General features: G+C 69.6%; 15 protein-coding genes. 8 read left to right on the forward strand and 7 right to left on the reverse strand.

Annotation, left to right across the window (positions count from 1 at the left end):
• Window positions 1–5 precede the first annotated feature (5 nt).
• Genes cyoB through LG388_RS24235 form a run of 6 tightly spaced genes read left to right on the forward strand, consistent with a single transcriptional unit; the run spans window position 6 to window position 5,806 of the window.
• Window positions 6–2,021, forward strand: coding sequence for a cytochrome o ubiquinol oxidase subunit I (gene cyoB / locus LG388_RS24210; RefSeq protein ID WP_225785101.1), 2,016 nt, complete (start codon window positions 6–8; stop codon window positions 2,019–2,021).
• 12 nt (window positions 2,022–2,033) lie between these two features.
• Complete coding sequence (gene cyoC / locus LG388_RS24215) at window positions 2,034–2,663, forward strand: cytochrome o ubiquinol oxidase subunit III (protein WP_225785102.1); 630 nt, start codon at window positions 2,034–2,036, stop codon at window positions 2,661–2,663.
• Complete coding sequence (cyoD, locus tag LG388_RS24220) at window positions 2,663–3,076, forward strand: cytochrome o ubiquinol oxidase subunit IV (protein WP_225785103.1); 414 nt, start codon at window positions 2,663–2,665, stop codon at window positions 3,074–3,076. The genes cyoC and cyoD overlap by 1 nt, the downstream gene beginning before the upstream one ends.
• A gap of 5 nt (window positions 3,077–3,081) precedes the next feature.
• Window positions 3,082–3,876: an SURF1 family protein gene (locus tag LG388_RS24225; RefSeq protein WP_370630233.1), complete on the forward strand. Its 795-nt coding sequence runs from the start codon at window positions 3,082–3,084 to the stop codon at window positions 3,874–3,876.
• A gap of 36 nt (window positions 3,877–3,912) precedes the next feature.
• On the forward strand, window positions 3,913–5,259 hold the full coding sequence (locus tag LG388_RS24230; RefSeq protein WP_225785104.1) for an ATP-binding protein: 1,347 nt from the start codon (window positions 3,913–3,915) through the stop codon (window positions 5,257–5,259).
• A complete protein-coding gene (locus tag LG388_RS24235; protein ID WP_225785105.1) occupies window positions 5,249–5,806 on the forward strand; it encodes a response regulator transcription factor in 558 nt (185 codons plus the stop codon). The genes LG388_RS24230 and LG388_RS24235 overlap by 11 nt, the downstream gene beginning before the upstream one ends.
• A 230-nt stretch (window positions 5,807–6,036) precedes the next feature.
• On the opposite strand, the gene LG388_RS24240 is transcribed toward LG388_RS24235, so the two are convergent.
• From LG388_RS24240 to LG388_RS24250, 3 genes are all read right to left on the reverse strand, one after another.
• On the reverse strand, window positions 6,037–7,023 hold the full coding sequence (locus LG388_RS24240) for a tripartite tricarboxylate transporter substrate binding protein (RefSeq protein WP_225785106.1): 987 nt from the start codon (window positions 7,021–7,023) through the stop codon (window positions 6,037–6,039).
• Window positions 7,024–7,083: 60 nt separating this feature from the next.
• Complete coding sequence (locus LG388_RS24245) at window positions 7,084–8,256, reverse strand: CaiB/BaiF CoA-transferase family protein (RefSeq protein ID WP_225785107.1); 1,173 nt, start codon at window positions 8,254–8,256, stop codon at window positions 7,084–7,086.
• Window positions 8,257–8,347: 91 nt separating this feature from the next.
• Window positions 8,348–9,301, reverse strand: a complete 954-nt coding sequence (locus LG388_RS24250) for a hydroxymethylglutaryl-CoA lyase (RefSeq protein WP_225785108.1) — start codon at window positions 9,299–9,301, stop codon at window positions 8,348–8,350.
• 99 nt (window positions 9,302–9,400) lie between these two features.
• Here LG388_RS24250 and LG388_RS24255 point away from each other — a divergent pair, with 99 nt between their 5' ends.
• Entirely contained in the window at window positions 9,401–10,342 is a 942-nt protein-coding gene (locus LG388_RS24255; RefSeq protein WP_225785195.1) for a LysR family transcriptional regulator, read from the forward strand.
• A 60-nt stretch (window positions 10,343–10,402) separates the two neighbouring features.
• Window positions 10,403–10,951, forward strand: a complete 549-nt coding sequence (locus tag LG388_RS24260; protein ID WP_225785109.1) for a hypothetical protein — start codon at window positions 10,403–10,405, stop codon at window positions 10,949–10,951.
• A 12-nt stretch (window positions 10,952–10,963) separates the two neighbouring features.
• Here the strand turns inward: LG388_RS24260 and LG388_RS24265 are convergent, their stop codons facing one another.
• The 4 genes from LG388_RS24265 to LG388_RS24280 all read right to left on the reverse strand — a co-directional run bounded on the left by LG388_RS24265 (window position 10,964) and on the right by LG388_RS24280 (window position 16,301).
• The gene (locus LG388_RS24265; RefSeq protein WP_225785110.1) at window positions 10,964–12,148 is read right to left on the reverse strand and encodes an MFS transporter; all 1,185 of its coding nucleotides are present in this window, start codon (window positions 12,146–12,148) and stop codon (window positions 10,964–10,966) included.
• Between the two features lie 82 nt (window positions 12,149–12,230).
• Window positions 12,231–13,580 carry a DNA recombination protein RmuC gene (rmuC, locus tag LG388_RS24270; RefSeq protein WP_370630236.1) on the reverse strand — a complete coding sequence of 450 codons (1,350 nt, stop codon included), beginning with the start codon at window positions 13,578–13,580 and terminating at the stop codon, window positions 12,231–12,233.
• A gap of 311 nt (window positions 13,581–13,891) precedes the next feature.
• Entirely contained in the window at window positions 13,892–14,878 is a 987-nt protein-coding gene (locus tag LG388_RS24275) for a D-glycerate dehydrogenase (RefSeq protein ID WP_225785111.1), read from the reverse strand.
• 10 nt (window positions 14,879–14,888) lie between these two features.
• Window positions 14,889–16,301: a sodium:proton antiporter gene (locus LG388_RS24280; protein ID WP_225785112.1), complete on the reverse strand. Its 1,413-nt coding sequence runs from the start codon at window positions 16,299–16,301 to the stop codon at window positions 14,889–14,891.
• Window positions 16,302–16,304: the final 3 nt, after the last annotated feature.

Consider the following 16,304-nt stretch of genomic DNA (forward strand, 5'->3'; position numbering starts at 1 on the left):
CCCCCATGTCCGTAGCTCAACACACTTCTGCGCCGACCGAAGCCCACTGGCTGCTCGGGCGCATCACCTGGGATTCGATCCCGATGGCGCACGAGCCCATCGTGCTCGCCACCTTCATCGCCGTGGTGCTCGGCGGCCTGGCCCTGCTGGGCGTGATCACCAAGTTCCGGCTCTGGGGCCCGCTGTGGCGCGACTGGTTCTGCAGCATCGACCACAAGAAGATCGGCATCATGTACATGGTGCTGGGCATCGTGATGCTGCTGCGCGGCTTCGCCGACGCCATCATGATGCGCCTGCACCAGGCCATGGCCTTCGGCGACAACATGGGCTATTTGCCGCCGCACCACTACGACCAGATTTTCACCGCCCACGGCGTGATCATGATCTTCTTCGTGGCGATGCCGCTGGTCACGGGCCTGATGAACTACCTCGTGCCGCTGCAGATCGGCGCGCGCGACGTGGCCTTCCCCTTCCTGAACAACTTCAGCTTCTGGATGACCACGGCCGGCGCCGTGCTGGTGATGGTCTCGCTGTTCCTGGGCGAGTTCTCCACCTCGGGCTGGCTGGCGCTGTCGAACCTGGGCCACCAGAACCCCGGCGTGGGCCTGGACTACTACATCTGGGCGCTGCAGATCGCGGGGGTGGGCACCACACTCTCGGGCATCAACCTGCTGGTCACCATCGTCAAGATGCGCGCGCCCGGCATGGACCTGATGAAGATGCCCGTCTTCGTGTGGACCTCGCTGTGCACCAACGCGCTGATCGTGGCCTCCTTCCCCGTGCTCACGGCCGCGCTGGTGCTGATGTCGCTGGACCGCTACGTCGGCACGAACTTCTTCACGAACACGCTGGGCGGCAACCCCATGCTGTACGTGAACCTGATCTGGATCTGGGGGCACCCCGAGGTCTACATCCTGGTGCTGCCCGCCTTCGGCATCTTCTCGGAAGTCGTGGCCACCTTCAGCCGCAAGCGCCTGTTCGGCTACACCTCGATGGTCTACGCCACGGTGTGCATCACCATCCTGTCGTACATCGTCTGGCTGCACCACTTCTTCACCATGGGCTCGGGCGCCAGCGTGAACGCCTTCTTCGGCATCACGACCATGATCATCTCGATCCCCACGGGTGCGAAGATCTTCAACTGGCTGTTCACCATGTACCGCGGCCGCATCAAGTTCGAAGTGCCGATGCTGTGGACCGTGGGCTTCATGGTCACCTTCGTGGTGGGCGGCATGACGGGCGTGCTGCTGGCCGTGCCGCCGGCCGACTTCGTGCTGCACAACTCGCTGTTCCTGATCGCCCACTTCCACAACGTGATCATCGGCGGCGTGGTGTTCGGCCTGTTCGCCGCCATGACCTACTGGTACCCGAAGGCTTTCGGCTACAAGCTCGACAGCTTCTGGGGCAAGATGTCCTTCTGGTTCTGGCTGGCCGGCTACTGGTTCGCCTTCACGCCGCTGTACGTGCTGGGCCTGATGGGCGTGACGCGCCGCGTCAGCCACTTCGAGGACCCCTCGCTGCAGATCTGGTTCCAGATCGCCCTCTTCGGCGCCGTGCTGGTCGCCATCGGCATTGCCAGCTTCCTGATCTGCATCTTCGTGAGCTACCTCCGGCGCGACCAGCTGCGCGACCACACGGGCGACCCGTGGGGCGGCCGCACGCTGGAATGGGCGACCTCCTCGCCGCCGCCGGCCTACAACTTCGCGTTCACGCCCGTGGTGCATGACATCGACGCCTGGTGGGACATGAAGCGCCATGGCTACCAGCGTCCGCTGGAAGGCTTCCAGGCCATCCACATGCCGCTGAACACCGGCGCCGGCGTGGTGCTGTCCGTGCTGTCGCTGGTCTGGGGCTTCGCGCTGATCTGGCACATGTGGCCGCTGGCCGTCGCGTCCTTTGCGGCCATCGTGATCGGCTCGATCATCCACACCTTCAACTACAAGCGCGACTACCACATCCCGGCGTCCGAAGTGATCGCCACGGAAAACGCACGCACCCAACTGCTGGCACAGCACGCTTGAGCCCACGCTGACATGACTTCCATTGCTCACCCCGCCGGCGCCGCCGGCACCCCGGCGCGCGAGTACCACCTCGCGCACGAACCGCATCCGGAGAACGGCACCGCGCTGGGCTTCTGGCTCTACCTGATGAGCGACTGCCTCATCTTCGCCGCGCTGTTCGCCACCTACGGCGTGCTGGGCCGCAGCTACGCCGGCGGTCCCGGCGGCGCCGAGCTGTTCGATCTCAAGCTGGTGGCCATCAACACGGCCTTCCTGCTGCTGTCGTCCATCACCTTCGGCTTCGCCATGCTGCGCAAGCAGCTGAACGACAAGGCCGGCACGCTGCTGTGGCTGGCCGTCACGGGCCTGTTCGGCCTGGCCTTCCTGGCCGTGGAGCTCTACGAGTTTCACCACCTGATCCACGTCGGCGCCACGCCGCAGAGCAGCGCCGCCATGTCGGCCTTCTTCACGCTGGTCGGCACCCACGGCCTGCACGTCACCTTCGGCCTGATCTGGCTGGTGGTGCTGATGATCCAGATCGGCAAGCACGGCCTGATCCGCGAGAACAAGCGCCGCCTGATGTGCCTGTCCATGTTCTGGCACTTCCTGGACGTGGTCTGGATCGGCGTCTTCACCTTTGTCTACCTGATGGGAGTGCTGTGATGAGCACGCACGCTTCGCACGACACGCACGCACACCACGGTCACCATGACGCCCATGGCGACCACCACGACGACCATGACGTGGGCCCGCACAGCAGCCTGAAGGAATACGTGATCGGCTTCGTGCTGTCCGTGATCCTGACGGCCATCCCCTTCTGGCTGGTCATGGCCAACGTCATCACCGACCGCACCACCGCCGTGCTGGTGCTGGGCGGCCTGGCCGTGGTGCAGATCGTGGTCCACATGGTCTTCTTCCTGCACATGAACGGCAAGGTGGAAGGCGGCTGGACCCTGCTGTCCACCATCTTCACCATCGTGTTCGTGGCCATCGCCATCGCGGGCACGCTGTGGGTGATGTTCCACATGAACACCAACATGATGCCCACGCATCTGCACTCCACGATGGGCTCCTGACGCCCATGCCGGAAGCACGCTCCGGCACGGCAGGCCGCACTCCCCGCCGCACGCTGCGCCTGAGCGTGTTGGCGGTCGGTGCGGCCTTGCTCATGGTGCTGTTCGTTTCACTGGGCACCTGGCAGGTGCAGCGCCTGGCCTGGAAGCGCGACCTCATCGCGCGCGTGGATGCGCGCGTGCACGCGGCGCCCGTGCCTGCGCCGCCTGCCGCGCAATGGCCCGCCGTCACGCCGGCCTCGCACGAATACCTGCGCATCGCGCTGCGGGGCCGCTACCTGCACGACAAGGAAGCGCTGGTGCAGGCCACCACGGCGCTCGGCAGCGGCTTCTGGGTGCTCACGCCGCTGCAGCAGGACGACGGCAGCGTGGTGATCGTCAACCGCGGCTTCGTGCCGCCGCCCGCGCGCGACCCCGTGCAGCGCGGCCTGGCCGCCCCGGAGGGGACGGTGCGCGTTGAAGGCCTGCTGCGCATCAGCGAGCCCAAGGGCGGCTTCCTGCGCAGCAATGACCCGGCCGGCGACCGCTGGTTCTCGCGCGACGTCTCCGCCATCGCCGCGGCACGCGGCCTGCCTGCGGCGCAGGTGGCGCCCTACTTCATCGATGCCGACGACACGCCCGGCCGCGCCGCCAACGCCTGGCCCGCGGGCGGCATGACGGTGATCCGCTTCCCCAACAGCCATCTGGTCTACGCCATCACCTGGTATGCGCTGGCGCTGATGGTGCTGGCGGGCACCGTCTACATCTGGCGCCACGAGCCCTCGCACCGGACCCGCGGCGCGGCCCGGTCCGACGCGCCCTGAAGAAGGCGAGGCGACACATGCCCTCTGCTGCCCGCCATGGCTCCTTCTGACACCCGAACGCCCGCCGCGACGGTGCAGGCCACCCAGGCCGCCTCCGGCCTCGATGCCGTCACGGGCCTCAAGAACCTGCAGCAGCTGATCCAGCTGCGCTGGATCGCCGTCTTCGGCCAGATCGTCACCATCGAGGTCGTGCACTACGGCTTCGGCATCGCCATCCCGGTGCAGCAAATGCTGGCCGTGCTGGCCGCGCTGGTGGCGTTCAACGCCCTGAGCCTGCTGCGCTGGCGCACCCGGCGGCCCGTGACCAGTGCCGAACTGCTGTTCGCGCTGCTCGTGGACGTGGGCATGCTCACGGCCCAGCTCTACCTGAGCGGCGGCGCGGCCAACCCTTTCGTCTTCCTGTACCTGCTGCAGGTGATCCTGGCGGCGGTGCTGCTGCCCGCCTGGGCCACCTGGACGCTGGTCGGTGTCACGTCGCTGTGCTTCGCGGGCCTGGCCATCTTCGGCCAGCCGCTGCCGCTGCAAAACCACACGCCGCGCGGGCTGGCCAGCCCCTACATGCTGGGCCTGCTGGTGTGCTTCGCGCTCAACGCCACGCTGCTGGTGACCTTCATCACCCGCATCGTCGCCAACCTGCGCGAGCGCGACACGCGCCTGGCCGCGCTGCGCCAGCGTGCCGCGGAAGAGGAACACATCGTGCGCATGGGCCTGCTGGCCTCGGGCGCGGCGCACGAGCTGGGCACGCCGCTGTCCACGCTGGCCGTGATCCTGGGCGACTGGCAGCACCTGCCGCATTTCAGCTCCGAGCCCGAACTGGCCGAGGACGTGGCCGAGATGCAGGCGCAGGTGGCGCGTTGCAAGTCCATCGTGAGCGGCATCCTGCTGTCGGCCGGCGAGGCGCGCGGCGAGAACTCCGCCGAGACCACGGTCTGCACCTTCCTCGACGAGGTGGTGCGCGACTGGCGCGCACGCCGGCCCGAAAACCGCCTGCGTTACAGCAACCGCTTCGGCCAGGACCTGCCCATGGTCTCCGACTCGGCGCTCAAGCAGATGATCGGCAACGTGCTGGACAACGCCTTCGAGGCTTCGCCGCAGGCGCAGTCGCTGGAGGCCTCCCACACCGAGGACCAGCTGGTGCTCACGGTGCAGGACGAAGGCCCGGGCTTCGCGCCGGCCATGCTGAACCAGCTCGGCAAGCCGTACCAGTCGAGCAAGGGCCGCCCGGGCGGCGGGCTCGGCCTGTTCCTGGTCGTGAACGTGGCGCGCACACTGGGCGGCAGCGTGTCGGCGCGCAACCGCCCGGAGGGCGGCGCCGAAGTCCGAATCACCCTGCCGCTGACAGCGATCGTGCTGTCCGACGAAGATATTGCCCATGACGCCTGACACCGCCGCCCCCGCCGCACCGCCGCAGCTGCTCATCGTCGAGGACGACGGCGCCTTCGCGCGCACGCTGGCGCGCTCCTTCGAGCGCCGCGGCTACACGGTGCGCGTGGCCAACGGGCTGGAAGAACTGCAGGCGCAATTGCGCACCTTTGCGCCCACGCATGCGGTGGTCGATCTCAAGCTCGCAGGCGAGGCCTCGGGCCTGGCCTGCGTGCAGGCGCTGCACGCGCATGACGACGCGATGCTGATCGTGGTGCTCACGGGATTCGCCAGCATCGCCACCGCGGTCGAGGCCATCAAGCTGGGCGCCTGCCACTACCTGGCCAAGCCCTCCAACACCGACGACATCGAGGCCGCCTTCGGCATGGCCGAAGGCACGACCGAGGTGGAGCTCACCAACCGCACCAGCTCCATCAAGACGCTGGAGTGGGAGCGCATCCACGAGACCCTGGCCGAGACCGGCTTCAACATTTCCGAGACCGCGCGCCGCCTGGGCATGCACCGGCGCACGCTGGCGCGCAAGCTGGGCAAGCAGCAGGTCAAGTGAGCCGCGGCGGCCGGCGGGCGCGGCGCCTCGCCGCCACCGCTCAGCCCACGCGTTCCCGCCCCTGGTTGAAGGCCGTGGCGTCGGCCTGGCCCGTCCGCGCGACCTCGGCCGCGACCTGGCGACCTGGGACGAAGAAGCCCGCTGCGGTGCGTGCCGGCAAATCGGCAGAGCATGCTGGACCCGCAGGGCGGATAGGAAGACGAGGGGGGCGCGCGTGACAGCGAGCCGGCTTACTCCAGCGTCACGTTGGCCTTCCTGACCAGCGCCGCGTAGCGCTCCTGCTCGCTCTTGAGAAAACGCGCCGCCTCCTCGGGCGTGCCGAGGATCGTGAAATCGTCGCGCTTGGCGAAGCCGGCCTTGACCTCGGGGTCGTTGAAGGCGGCCACGAAGGCATCGTGCAGGCGCTTGACCTGCGCGGCGGGCAGACCCTTGGGCCCCACGGCAGCGAACCAGCCCGCGATGTCGACGTGGGGGAAGCCCTGTTCGGCGATGGTGGGCACGTCCGGCAGCGAAGCCAGGCGGTCCTTGCCCATCACGCCGATGGGCCGCAAAGAGCCCGCCTTGATCTGGCCCTGCACCGCCGCCGTGGCCGCCACACCCATCTCGACCTGGCCGGCCATGATGTCGGTGATCATGGGGCCCATGCCCTTGTACGGGATGTGGCGCGCGCTGACGCCGGCTTCGGACACGAACAGCTCGCCCGCCAGATGGATGATGGTGCCGTTGCCCGACGAGGCGTAGTTGAAGTCGCCGGGCTTGGCCTTCATGGCCGCCTGCAGCTCCTTGGCGTTCTTCGCGGTCACCTTGGCCGGGTTGACCACCAGCACGAAGGGCGAGCCGCCGACGATGGTGATGGGCGTGATATCGCCCAGGCTGTCGTAGGGCAGCTTCTTGAACACGCTCGGGTTCACGGCGTGGTTGTTGGAGACGACGGCGATCGTGTTGCCATCGGGCGCGGCCTTGATCAGGGCCTGCGTGCCGGTGATGCCGCCGGCGCCCGGCAGGTTCTCAATCACCACGGCTTGCCCGCCCAGCGCCTTCGACAGCGCCGTCTGGGCCGAACGCACGATCACGTCCACGCCCGAGCCTGCGCCCACGGGCAGGATCACGCGCAGCGGGGCATGGTTCTGCGCATGCACGAGGGCCGTGAAACCGCTGGCCAGTGCGGCCGTGGCCAGCGCCAGCATGGTGCGGCGGCGGAAAGTCTGGAAGTTCATGGTTCTTGTCTCCTGTTGGGTCCGTGTGGGGATTCGGGTCAGTCGACGCAGGCGCCCTCTTCAGGTCTCCTGTACCGCCTGCGCCGCCTGGCGGCTGGGCAGTCCCGCCAGCACCTCGTCGGTGTGCTCGCCGACCTGGGGCAGCGGCATGCGCACGCCGGGGCGGCGCCCGCCCAAGGTCAGCGGCAGCAGCACGACGTCGGTGCGGCCGCCGTCCTCGGTCTGCATGGGCACCAGGCCGCCGCTCTGCTTCAGATGCGGGTCGTTCACCAGCTGCTCGGGGCGCGAGATCGGCGCATAGGGAATGCCGGCCGCTTCCAGCTGCGGTGCCAGATCGGCGATGCGGTGCTGCGCGAGGATGCCGCCCAGTTCGGCCAGCAGCTGCGGCCGCACGGCCACGCGCGCCGCGTTGTCCACGTACTCGGGGCGATCCAGCAGGTCGGTGCGCTGCAGCACGCGGCACAGGGTGTTGAACTGCTTGTCGCTCACGGCGCCGATGAACAGCTGCTCGCCTTCGGCCAGCGTGAACACGTCGTACACGCTCCAGGCCGACACGCGCGACGGCATGGGCGGCGGCGGCTCGCCGGTCATCAGGAACTGCTGCATGTGCTGCGAAGACAGGAAGACGCAGTTCTCGAACAGCGCGCTCTGCACTTCCTGGCCGATGCCGGTGCGCTCGCGCTCGCGCAGCGCAGCCAGCACGCCGATGGCGCCGAACATGCCGCCCATGATGTCATTCACGCTGGTGCCGGCGCGCAGCGGCCGGCCCTGCGGCCCGGTCATGTACGACAGACCGCCCATCATCTGCACCACCTCGTCGAGCGCCAGGCGCTTCTCGTACGGGCCGGGCAGGAAGCCCTTGTGGCTCACATAGATCAGGTGCGGCGCGCGGCGCGACAGCGTCGCGTAGTCCAGGCCCAGCTCGCTCATCAGGCCGGGGCGGAAGTTCTCCAGCACCACGTCGCAGCGGGCCGCCAGCTCGGCGGCCGTCGCGCGGCCTTCCTCGCTCGTGATGTCGAGCACGATGCTCTTCTTGTTGCGGTTGAAGCTGCGGAAGAAACCAATGCCCAGGCCCGGCAGCTTGCGCGTCTTGTCGCCGCCGGGCGGCTCGACCTTGATGACGTCAGCGCCCAGGTCCGCGAGGATCATTCCGCAGGTGGGTCCCATCACCATGTGCGTGAATTCGAGGACGCGGATGCCGGCCAGCGGCAGCGTGGAGTCTTGGGTCGTCATGACATGCCCATGCAGGAGGAAGGAGGAAGGAGGAAGGAGGAAGGCCCGGAGCGAAGCGCCCCGGAGCCTGGAAGGCCAGTGACGCCGCCGCTCAGGCGGCAGCAGCCACCGCAGCCGGTGCCACGAAGGTCTTGGGCAGGCCCGCGCGCCACAGCGCACCGTGCGTGGGCTCGCCGTCGATCCAGCCCGCCACCTTGGCGCGCAGCGCGAGCAGTGCCTCGATGTCCAGGCCAGTGTCCACGCCCATGGCGGCCAGCATGAAGGCCAGGTCTTCGGTCGACGCATTGCCGCTGGCGCCGGGCGCGTGCGGGCAGCCGCCGATGCCAGCCAGCGAGGCGTCGAAACGGTCCACGCCCAGTTGCAGCGCGGCATGCACGTTGACCAGCGCCAGGCCGCGCGTGTCGTGGAAGTGTCCACAGCAGAAGCGCTCGCCCGCGATCTTCAGTGCCTTCTCGAACAGGCGGCGGACCGCGCCCGGGTCGGCATAGCCCACCGTATCGGCCAGGCTCACGCGGTCGGCGCCGGCATCGAGCAGGGCCTGCATCAGGCGCAGCACTTCGCTTTCCTCGACCCGGCCCTGGATCGTGCAGCCGAAGGCCGTGCCCACACCGCCTTCGATCAAGGTCTTGCGGCCCGAAGCGTCGCGCGCGGCGCGGATGCGCGCCAGCTCGGCCACCACGTCGTCGGGCGTCTTGCGCAGGTTGGCCAGGCTGTGGGCATGGCTGGCCGACAGCGGCAGGATCATGAGGTCGGCATCGCCGTCCAGTGCGCGCTCGGCGCCACGCAGGTTGGGCACCAGCACCGAGGCGCGCAGACCCGGCAGCGTCTTGGCGAAGGCCAGCACCTGCCCGGTGTCGGCCAATTGGGGCATGAGCCTGGGCGGCACGAAGGATCCCACTTCGATCTCGCGCTGGCCGGCCGCCACGGCATCGCGGATCCATTCGAACTTGCGCTCGGTGGGCACGAGGGTGGCGATGCTCTGCAGGCCGTCGCGCAGGCCGACTTCGCGGATCGTGACCCGACGTGGAAAGGCAGGAAGGCTCATGGTCGTCTCCGTGGGAACGGGCTGAACTTTAGGGATTCCGATTTCGCGCATGAAGCGATAATTTTTCGCCCCAGCGATTCCCAAATGGAACTCCTGACCATGCACGACCTGGACCTGACCACCCTGCGCCTGTTCGTCGCGGCCTGCGAGCAGCGCAACATCGCGCGCGCCGGCGAGCAGCAGCACATCGGCGGCTCGGCCATCAGCAAGCGGCTGGCCCAGCTGGAAGCCCAAGTGCAGGCGCCGCTGCTGGAGCGGCACCGGCGCGGCGTGGTGCCCACGGCGGCCGGCGAGATCCTGCTGGAGCATGCGCGCGCCATGCTGGCCACGGCCGACCGCATCGCGCGCGACATGTCGGCCTACCGCCACGGCGTGAAGGGGCAGGTGCGGGTGCTGGCCTCGGTCTCGTCCATCACCGAATCGCTGCCCGACGACATCGCCGCCTTCCTGAGCCTGCCGGAACACGCGCAGATCCGCGTGGACATCGAGGAGCGCAACAGCGCCGCGCTGGTGAGCGCCTTGCGCGAAGGGCTGGCGCCCGTGGGCATCTGCTGGGACGCGGCCGACCTGGCCGGCCTGCAGACGCGGCCCTACCGCGGCGACGAGCTGGCCGTGGTGGTGCCGGCCGGGCACCCGCTGGCCAGGCTGCGCAGTTGCAGCTTCGCGCAGACCCTGGCCCACGACCATGTGGGGCTGCCCGCCAACACGGCCGTGCATGTGATGCTGGCGCGTGCGGCGGCGGTGATCGGCCAGCCGCTGTACTACCGCGCCGTGGTCTCCACCTTCGATGCCGCGCTGCGCTGCGTGCGCGCGGGCCTGGGGCTGGCCATCGTGCCGCGGCAGATCGCGGCGGCTTCGGGCCATGGCGCGGGCCATGACGCGAGGAATCGCGCGGAGGATCGCGCGGGCGTGCGCATCGTCGCGCTGAAAGAGCCCTGGGCGCAGCGGCGCTTCGCCATCTGCTTTCGCCATGCGGACCAGCTCTCGCCCGCGGCGCGGCTGCTGGTCGATCACCTGGCGCAGGCGGGCACACCCCCGTGAGGCCACGGCGCTGCGCAGGGGCGCTGTCCGCCGGCCGCGATCCGGCCTTAGCATCCACGCATGCTGTTCCTCTGTCCGCTCGCCATGGCTGCCCTGCTCTTGCTGACCAGCGCTGCCGGGCAGGCGCAGGAGGTGCACCGCTGTGGCAACCGCTACAGCGACACCCCGTGCGGGGCCGGCCAGCTGGTGGACGTGTCGCCCGCCGTGCGCAACCTGGACAGTGCGGGCACGGCCCAGGTCTTCCTGTGCGTGAGCCACGGGGGCGGCCGCTTCTGGTCTTCGATGCATTGCCGCCAGAGAAACGCCCTGGTGGAGCGCATCGAGTCGGTGCCGGCCGGGCTGCCGTGGGAGCAGCAGGTGGAAATCGCCGACCAGCAGACCCGCCAGGGCTATGCCACGCAGCGCCGGCAGATGCAGGTGCGCGGAGCCGGCACGGCGGGGGAGATCGGCGCCGGCAACCCCGGCACGCGCCAGAACTGCGCCCGCTGGAGCGAGCAGGTCGCGCAGTACGACGCCATGGCCCGCCAGCCGAACAGTGCCGCCATGCAGGGCTGGATCGCCGAGCGCCGCAAGCAAGCGCGCGACGCCCAGTTCCGCGCCGGCTGCTGAGCGCCGCCCCGCTCAGCGGCCCGGCAGCCCCAGCCGCCACACGGCGCGCGAGCCCAGCAGCACCGTGCCGCCCACCACCCAGAACACGCCCGCGATGCCGATCAGCGCACCCAGCGAGCCGAAGAGCATGGGCATGGCCACGCTGGACGCATTGATGGTCATCAGCCGCAGGCCCAGCGCCTCGCCGTGCCGGTGGTGCGGCGTGATCTGGTGCAGCAGGCTCATCACCATGGGCTGCACGCTGCCCAGCGAGAAGCCCAGCACCACCGAGCACAGCCCCATGAGCCAGGGCGCGTGCAGCAGCGGGTAGACCATGAACACGGCCGCCGTGACCAGGGTGGACACGAAGATCACGCCCCGCTCGGTGGTGCGCGAGGCCAGCAGCGGCAGCAGGATGCGGATGGCCGCCGCCGCGATGGCGAACGCGCCGAGGATGGTGCCAATCACGGCCGCGCTCATGCCGCGGTCGTGGCCCAGCACGGGCAGCACGAAGGCATGCACGTCCCAACTGGAGGACTGCAGCCAGTTCACGAACAGCAGGCGCCGGAACAGCGGCTCGCGCAGCAGGTCCCACGCCCGCGTGGGGCCGGCGCCCGCGGGCGGTGTGCTGCGCGGCTCCTCCCGCGCACGCCGCACCAGCGCCCAGCTGGTCAGCGGCAGCAGGGCCAGGGCGGCGAAGCAGATGCGGTAGGCCAGCAGGTCGGCGGCGGCGCCGCCGAAAGGAATGCTCGCGTGGTCGACCAGCAGGCCCGCGCCGAAGGGCCCGAGGAAGTTCGCCGCCGCCGGCGCGATGGCCAGCCAGCTGAACACGCGCTTGAGCTGCCCCGGGTCGGTGGCCGCGCGGCCCACGTGCCGCTGCAGCGCGATCACGGTCGCGCCCGTGGCCCCGCCCGTGAGCAGCGCCGACACGCACAGCACCGGGAACGCCGGCCAGGCCAGGGCGATGGCCGCGCCCGCCGTGGCCGCGACGACCGACAGCACCAGCGGCCGCTTCAACCCGTGCCGGTCGGCGAAACGGCCGGCGGGCAATGCGAGGAACACCTGCGTGAGCGCGAACAGCGCGATCAGCACGCCCACCGCCGCCGCGCTGTAGCCCTGCTGAAGCGCCAGCAGCGGCGCGGCCAGGCGCATGCCGGCCATGGTGGCGTGCAGACAGACCTGGGCCGCGATGAGGCGCAGCAGCTCGGCGCCGCTCACGGCCGCCCCCCGCGTGCCCCCAGGCGACGCCGGCCCGGCCGGCCGCAGCGGCGGCACAGGCGGGCGCCTTCCGGACAGGCCCTCATGGTGCGTCGTCGTCCGCTGTGCTGCCGGGCTCGGCGTCCAGGCCCGGCAGCAGGCCCTTCGCCGCGCCTTCGGGCAATGCTTCCACCTCGCGCAGCCGGCGGTTCAGCACGTTGGTGCGGGTCTGCGCCTTGTCCAGCGTGTTGAGCACGGTCTGCGTCTGGCGTTTCACGTCGGCCAGCACGCTCCCGAACTTCATGAACTCGGACTTCACGGCGCCCAGCACCTGCCACACCTCGCTGCTGCGCTTTTCCAGCGCCAGCGTGCGAAAGCCCATCTGCAGCGAATTGAGCATGGCCAGCAAGGTGGTGGGGCCGGCCAGCGTCACGCGGTGCTCGCGCTGCAGCGCTTCCATCAGGCCCGGCCGGCGCAGCACTTCGGCATACAGGCCTTCGGTGGGCAGGAACAGGATCGCGAAGTCGGTGGTGTGTGGCGGCTCGACGTACTTGTCGGCAATGCCGCGCGCCTCCAGGCGGATGCGCGCCTCCAGGGCGCGCGCGGCGGCCTCCGCCGCCACCGCGTCGGCACGCTGCTGCGCGTCGAGCAGGCGTTCGTAGTCCTCGTTGGGGAACTTGGCGTCGATGGGCAGCCAGACCGGCTGGCCGTCTTCGGCGCGACCGGGCAGGCGGATCGCGAAATCCACCGGGTTGCGCGTGCCGGGCCGCGTCACGACCTGGGCCGCATACTGCTCGGGCGCCAGCACATGCTCCAGCAGCGCGGCGAGCTGCGCCTCGCCGAACATGCCGCGCGTCTTCACGTTGGTCAGCAGGTGCTTGAGGTCGCCCACGCCCTGCGCCAGCGTCTGCATCTCGCCCAGGCCCTTGTAGACCTGCTCCAGCCGCTCGGCCACCTGGCGGAAGCTCTCGCCCAGGCGCGCTTCCAGCGTGCTTTGCAGCTTCTCGTCGACCACCTGACGCATCTCGTCGAGCTTGGCGGCGTTGCTGGCCTGCAGCTGCGCCAGTTGCTGCTCCATGGTCGCGCGCACCTCGGCGATGCGGCGGGCATTGGTTTCGGTCAAGGACTGCAGCTGCGTGTGCAGCGCCTCGGCCAGCGACTGGCGCAGCGCGTCGATCTGCCGCGCGAAGGCGTCCAGCCGCTCGGCCTGCGCCTGCGCCGCGTGCGTGCCCTGCTGCACCAGCGCCGACTGGAAGGCTGCCAGGCCTTCGGCCTGTTCGCGCCGCGCGGCCTGGGTGGACAGCGTCACCTCTTCCAGCTTGCCGGCGTGCGTCTGCTGCAGTTGCCCCAGAAGCTGTTCGGTGGTGGCGCGCACCTCGGCCAGCCGGCGCGCATTGGACTCGGTCAGCCCATGCAGCTGCGTGTTCAGCGTCTCGCCCAGCTGGCCCTGCATGCGTGCGAGTTGCTGCGCGAAGGCGTCAATCTGCGCGTTCTGCGTGCGGGCCGTCTCGGCGCCCTGCGCCAGCAGCGCCTGCTGGAAGGTGGCGAGCTGCTGCGCCCCTTCCTGCCGGCTGGCGCGGGCGGCCTCGGCCACTTCCTGGCGCAGGCCGCGCTCGGTCTTGTCCAGGGCCGCGGCCAGCACGGCCGCCATCGCCGCCGTGCCGGTCGCCGGCGGCCTGCGCAACAGCAGCACCACCAGCAGCACGCCATTGACCAGGCCCAGGGCCAGCAGCAGCCAGCCTTCGGGCGAGAGCAGCGGCAGGGTCACCGCGCGCCGATGACCGAGGGGTTCAGCGGCGTCAGCGGCTGGCCGTTGACCAGGTACCCGATCAGGTTGTCGGCCGCCAAGTCCGCCATGGCGCGCCGCGTGGGCACGGTGGCGCTGGCGATGTGCGGCGTGAGCACGACATTGGGCACGGTGAGCAGTTCGGGGTGGACCTTCGGCTCGCCTTCGAACACGTCCAGGCCCGCGGCGGCGATGCGCCTTTCCTTCAATGCCACGGCCAGCGCCGCGTCGTCCACGATGCCGCCGCGCGCGATGTTGATCAGCGTGGCGGTGGGCTTCATCAGCGCCAGCTCGGCCGCGCCGATGGTGTGGTGCGAGGCCGGTGTGTAGGGCACGACCAGCACCACGTGATCGGCGGTCTTCAGCAGCTCTTCCTTGCCCACGTAGCGGGCCTTGCATTCGGCTTCCAGCTCGGGGGAAAGGCGCGAGCGGTTGTGATAGACCACCTTCATGCCGAAGCCATGCGCCCCGCGCTTGGCGACGCCCTGCCCGATGCGGCCCATGCCGATGATGCCCAGCGTGCTGCCATGCACCTCGGCGCCCGCGAACATGTCGTAGCTCCATTTCTTCCACTGGCCGGCGCGCAGGAAATGCTCGCTCTCGCTGATGCGGCGGGCCGTCGCCATGAGCAGCGCGAAACCGAAGTCGGCCGTGGTCTCGGTCAGCACGTCGGGCGCGTTGGTGGCCAGCACGCCGCGCGCGGTCATGGCTTCGACGTCGAAGTTGTTGTAGCCCACCGCCATGTTGGCGCAGATGCGCAGTTGCGGGCAGGCGGCCAGCAGCTCGGCGTCGATGCGCTCGGAGCCCGTGGTGAACACGCCGGCCTTGCCCTGCAGCTTCTGGATCAGCTGCGCGCGGTCCCAGCTCTCGTCGCTCTGGTTGGATTCCACTTCGAAATGCCGGGCAAGCCGCTCGAGTGTTTCGGGGAAGACGGCGCGGGCAACGAGGATCCGGGGCTGGGTCATGGTTTGGCGTTCAGCGGAAGAAGACGAAGGTGAGCACCACGAACAGTGGCACGAGGACGGCACAGGACCAGGCCATGTAGCCGAAGAAGCTGGGCATGCGCACGCCGCGGTCTTCGGCGATGGCCTTGACCATGAGGTTGGGTGCGTTGCCGATGTAGCTGTTGGCGCCCATGAAGACGGCGCCGGCCGAGATGGCGGCCAGCGTGGGCGCCAGCGCGGTCATAAGCACCTGCGGGTCGCCGCCCGCGGTGTTGAAGAACACGAGGTAGGTGGGCGCGTTGTCCAGGAAGGAGCTCAAGAGGCCCGTGGCCCAGAAGTACATGGCCGGCAGCGGCGCGCCGTCCGGGCCCGTGACCAGGGAGACCACCGCGCCGAAGGGGCCGCTGGCGCCGGCGCGCAGCATCGCGATCACCGGCACGATGGTCAGGAAGATGCCGGCGAAGAGCTTGGCCACCTCGGCCATCGGCGCCCAGCTAAACTGGTTGGCGGCGTGCACCTCGCGCGACGTGATGCGCAGCGACAGCAGGGTGACGCCGACCAGGCCCGCGTCGCGCACCAGGCCCGGCAGGCCCACCGGCGTGCCGTACACGTCGAAGGACACGCCCGACTTCCACAGCCCGCTCATCAGCACCAGCGCCACGATGGCGCCCAGCAGCCAGAAGTTGTGCGCGCCCTCGAAGGCGATGCCGCGCGTGTCGGGCGTCGGGTCCACGGGCAGCACGCCCTCCTCCTTGAAGATGAAGCGGTCCAGCACGTAGAAGACGGCGAGCAGCGCTGCCAGCATGAAGCCGGTTTCCATCCAAAGGTGCTGCACCGTCCAGCCGAAGCTCACGCCCTTGAGGAAGCCCAGGAACAGCGGCGGATCGCCCAGCGGCGTGAGCGAGCCGCCGATGTTGGAGACGATGAAGATGAAGAAGACCACCACATGCGCCTTGTGCCTGCGGTTGTCGTTGGCGCGGATCAGCGGTCGGATCAGCAGCATCGACGCGCCCGTGGTGCCCATGAAGCTGGCCAGCACGGCACCCGTGGCCAGCAGGCCCGTGTTGAGCGCCGGCGAGCCGTGCAGGTTGCCGCGGATGTAGATGCCGCCCGCCACCGTGAACAGGGCCGTGAGCAGGATGATGAAGGGGATGTACTCGGCCACGAGCGCGTGCACGAGCTGCGCGCCGGCCATCGGCACACCGAAGGTCGCCGCGAAGGGCAGCAAAAAGGCCAGCGCCCAGCCCGCCGCCACCTTGCCGAAATGGTGGTGCCAGAAGGCAGGCGCCAGCATCGGCATCAGCGCGATGGACAGCAGGATGCCGGCGAAGGGAACGGCCCACAGGGGCGAGAGCGAGGCGCCGTCGAAGTCGGCCGCCTGGGCCATGGCCGGCAGCGCCAGCAGCAGCGCGGCCAGCGCCGCGCGCGCGCGGATCGGATGCATGCG

Origin of the sequence: Xenophilus sp. Marseille-Q4582, assembly GCF_916700565.1 — a bacterium.
Taxonomy (GTDB): Bacteria; Pseudomonadota; Gammaproteobacteria; order Burkholderiales; family Burkholderiaceae_C; genus Xenophilus.

Bases quoted from the DNA above. Each gene is read 5' to 3' on its own strand.
- cyoB (WP_225785101.1), top strand. From the start codon at position 6: ATGTCCGTAGCTCAACACACTTCTGCGCCGACCGAAGCCCACTGGCTG.
- cyoC (WP_225785102.1), top strand. From the start codon at position 2,034: ATGACTTCCATTGCTCACCCCGCCGGCGCCGCCGGCACCCCGGCGCGC.
- cyoD (WP_225785103.1), top strand. From the start codon at position 2,663: ATGAGCACGCACGCTTCGCACGACACGCACGCACACCACGGTCACCAT.
- LG388_RS24225 (WP_370630233.1), top strand. From the start codon at position 3,082: ATGCCGGAAGCACGCTCCGGCACGGCAGGCCGCACTCCCCGCCGCACG.
- LG388_RS24230 (WP_225785104.1), top strand. From the start codon at position 3,913: ATGGCTCCTTCTGACACCCGAACGCCCGCCGCGACGGTGCAGGCCACC.
- LG388_RS24235 (WP_225785105.1), top strand. From the start codon at position 5,249: ATGACGCCTGACACCGCCGCCCCCGCCGCACCGCCGCAGCTGCTCATC.
- LG388_RS24240 (WP_225785106.1), bottom strand. From the start codon at position 7,023: ATGAACTTCCAGACTTTCCGCCGCCGCACCATGCTGGCGCTGGCCACG.
- LG388_RS24245 (WP_225785107.1), bottom strand. From the start codon at position 8,256: ATGACGACCCAAGACTCCACGCTGCCGCTGGCCGGCATCCGCGTCCTC.
- LG388_RS24250 (WP_225785108.1), bottom strand. From the start codon at position 9,301: ATGAGCCTTCCTGCCTTTCCACGTCGGGTCACGATCCGCGAAGTCGGC.
- LG388_RS24255 (WP_225785195.1), top strand. From the start codon at position 9,401: ATGCACGACCTGGACCTGACCACCCTGCGCCTGTTCGTCGCGGCCTGC.
- LG388_RS24260 (WP_225785109.1), top strand. From the start codon at position 10,403: ATGCTGTTCCTCTGTCCGCTCGCCATGGCTGCCCTGCTCTTGCTGACC.
- rmuC (WP_370630236.1), bottom strand. From the start codon at position 13,580: ATGCAGGGCCAGCTGGGCGAGACGCTGAACACGCAGCTGCATGGGCTG.
- LG388_RS24275 (WP_225785111.1), bottom strand. From the start codon at position 14,878: ATGACCCAGCCCCGGATCCTCGTTGCCCGCGCCGTCTTCCCCGAAACA.
- LG388_RS24280 (WP_225785112.1), bottom strand. From the start codon at position 16,301: ATGCATCCGATCCGCGCGCGCGCGGCGCTGGCCGCGCTGCTGCTGGCG.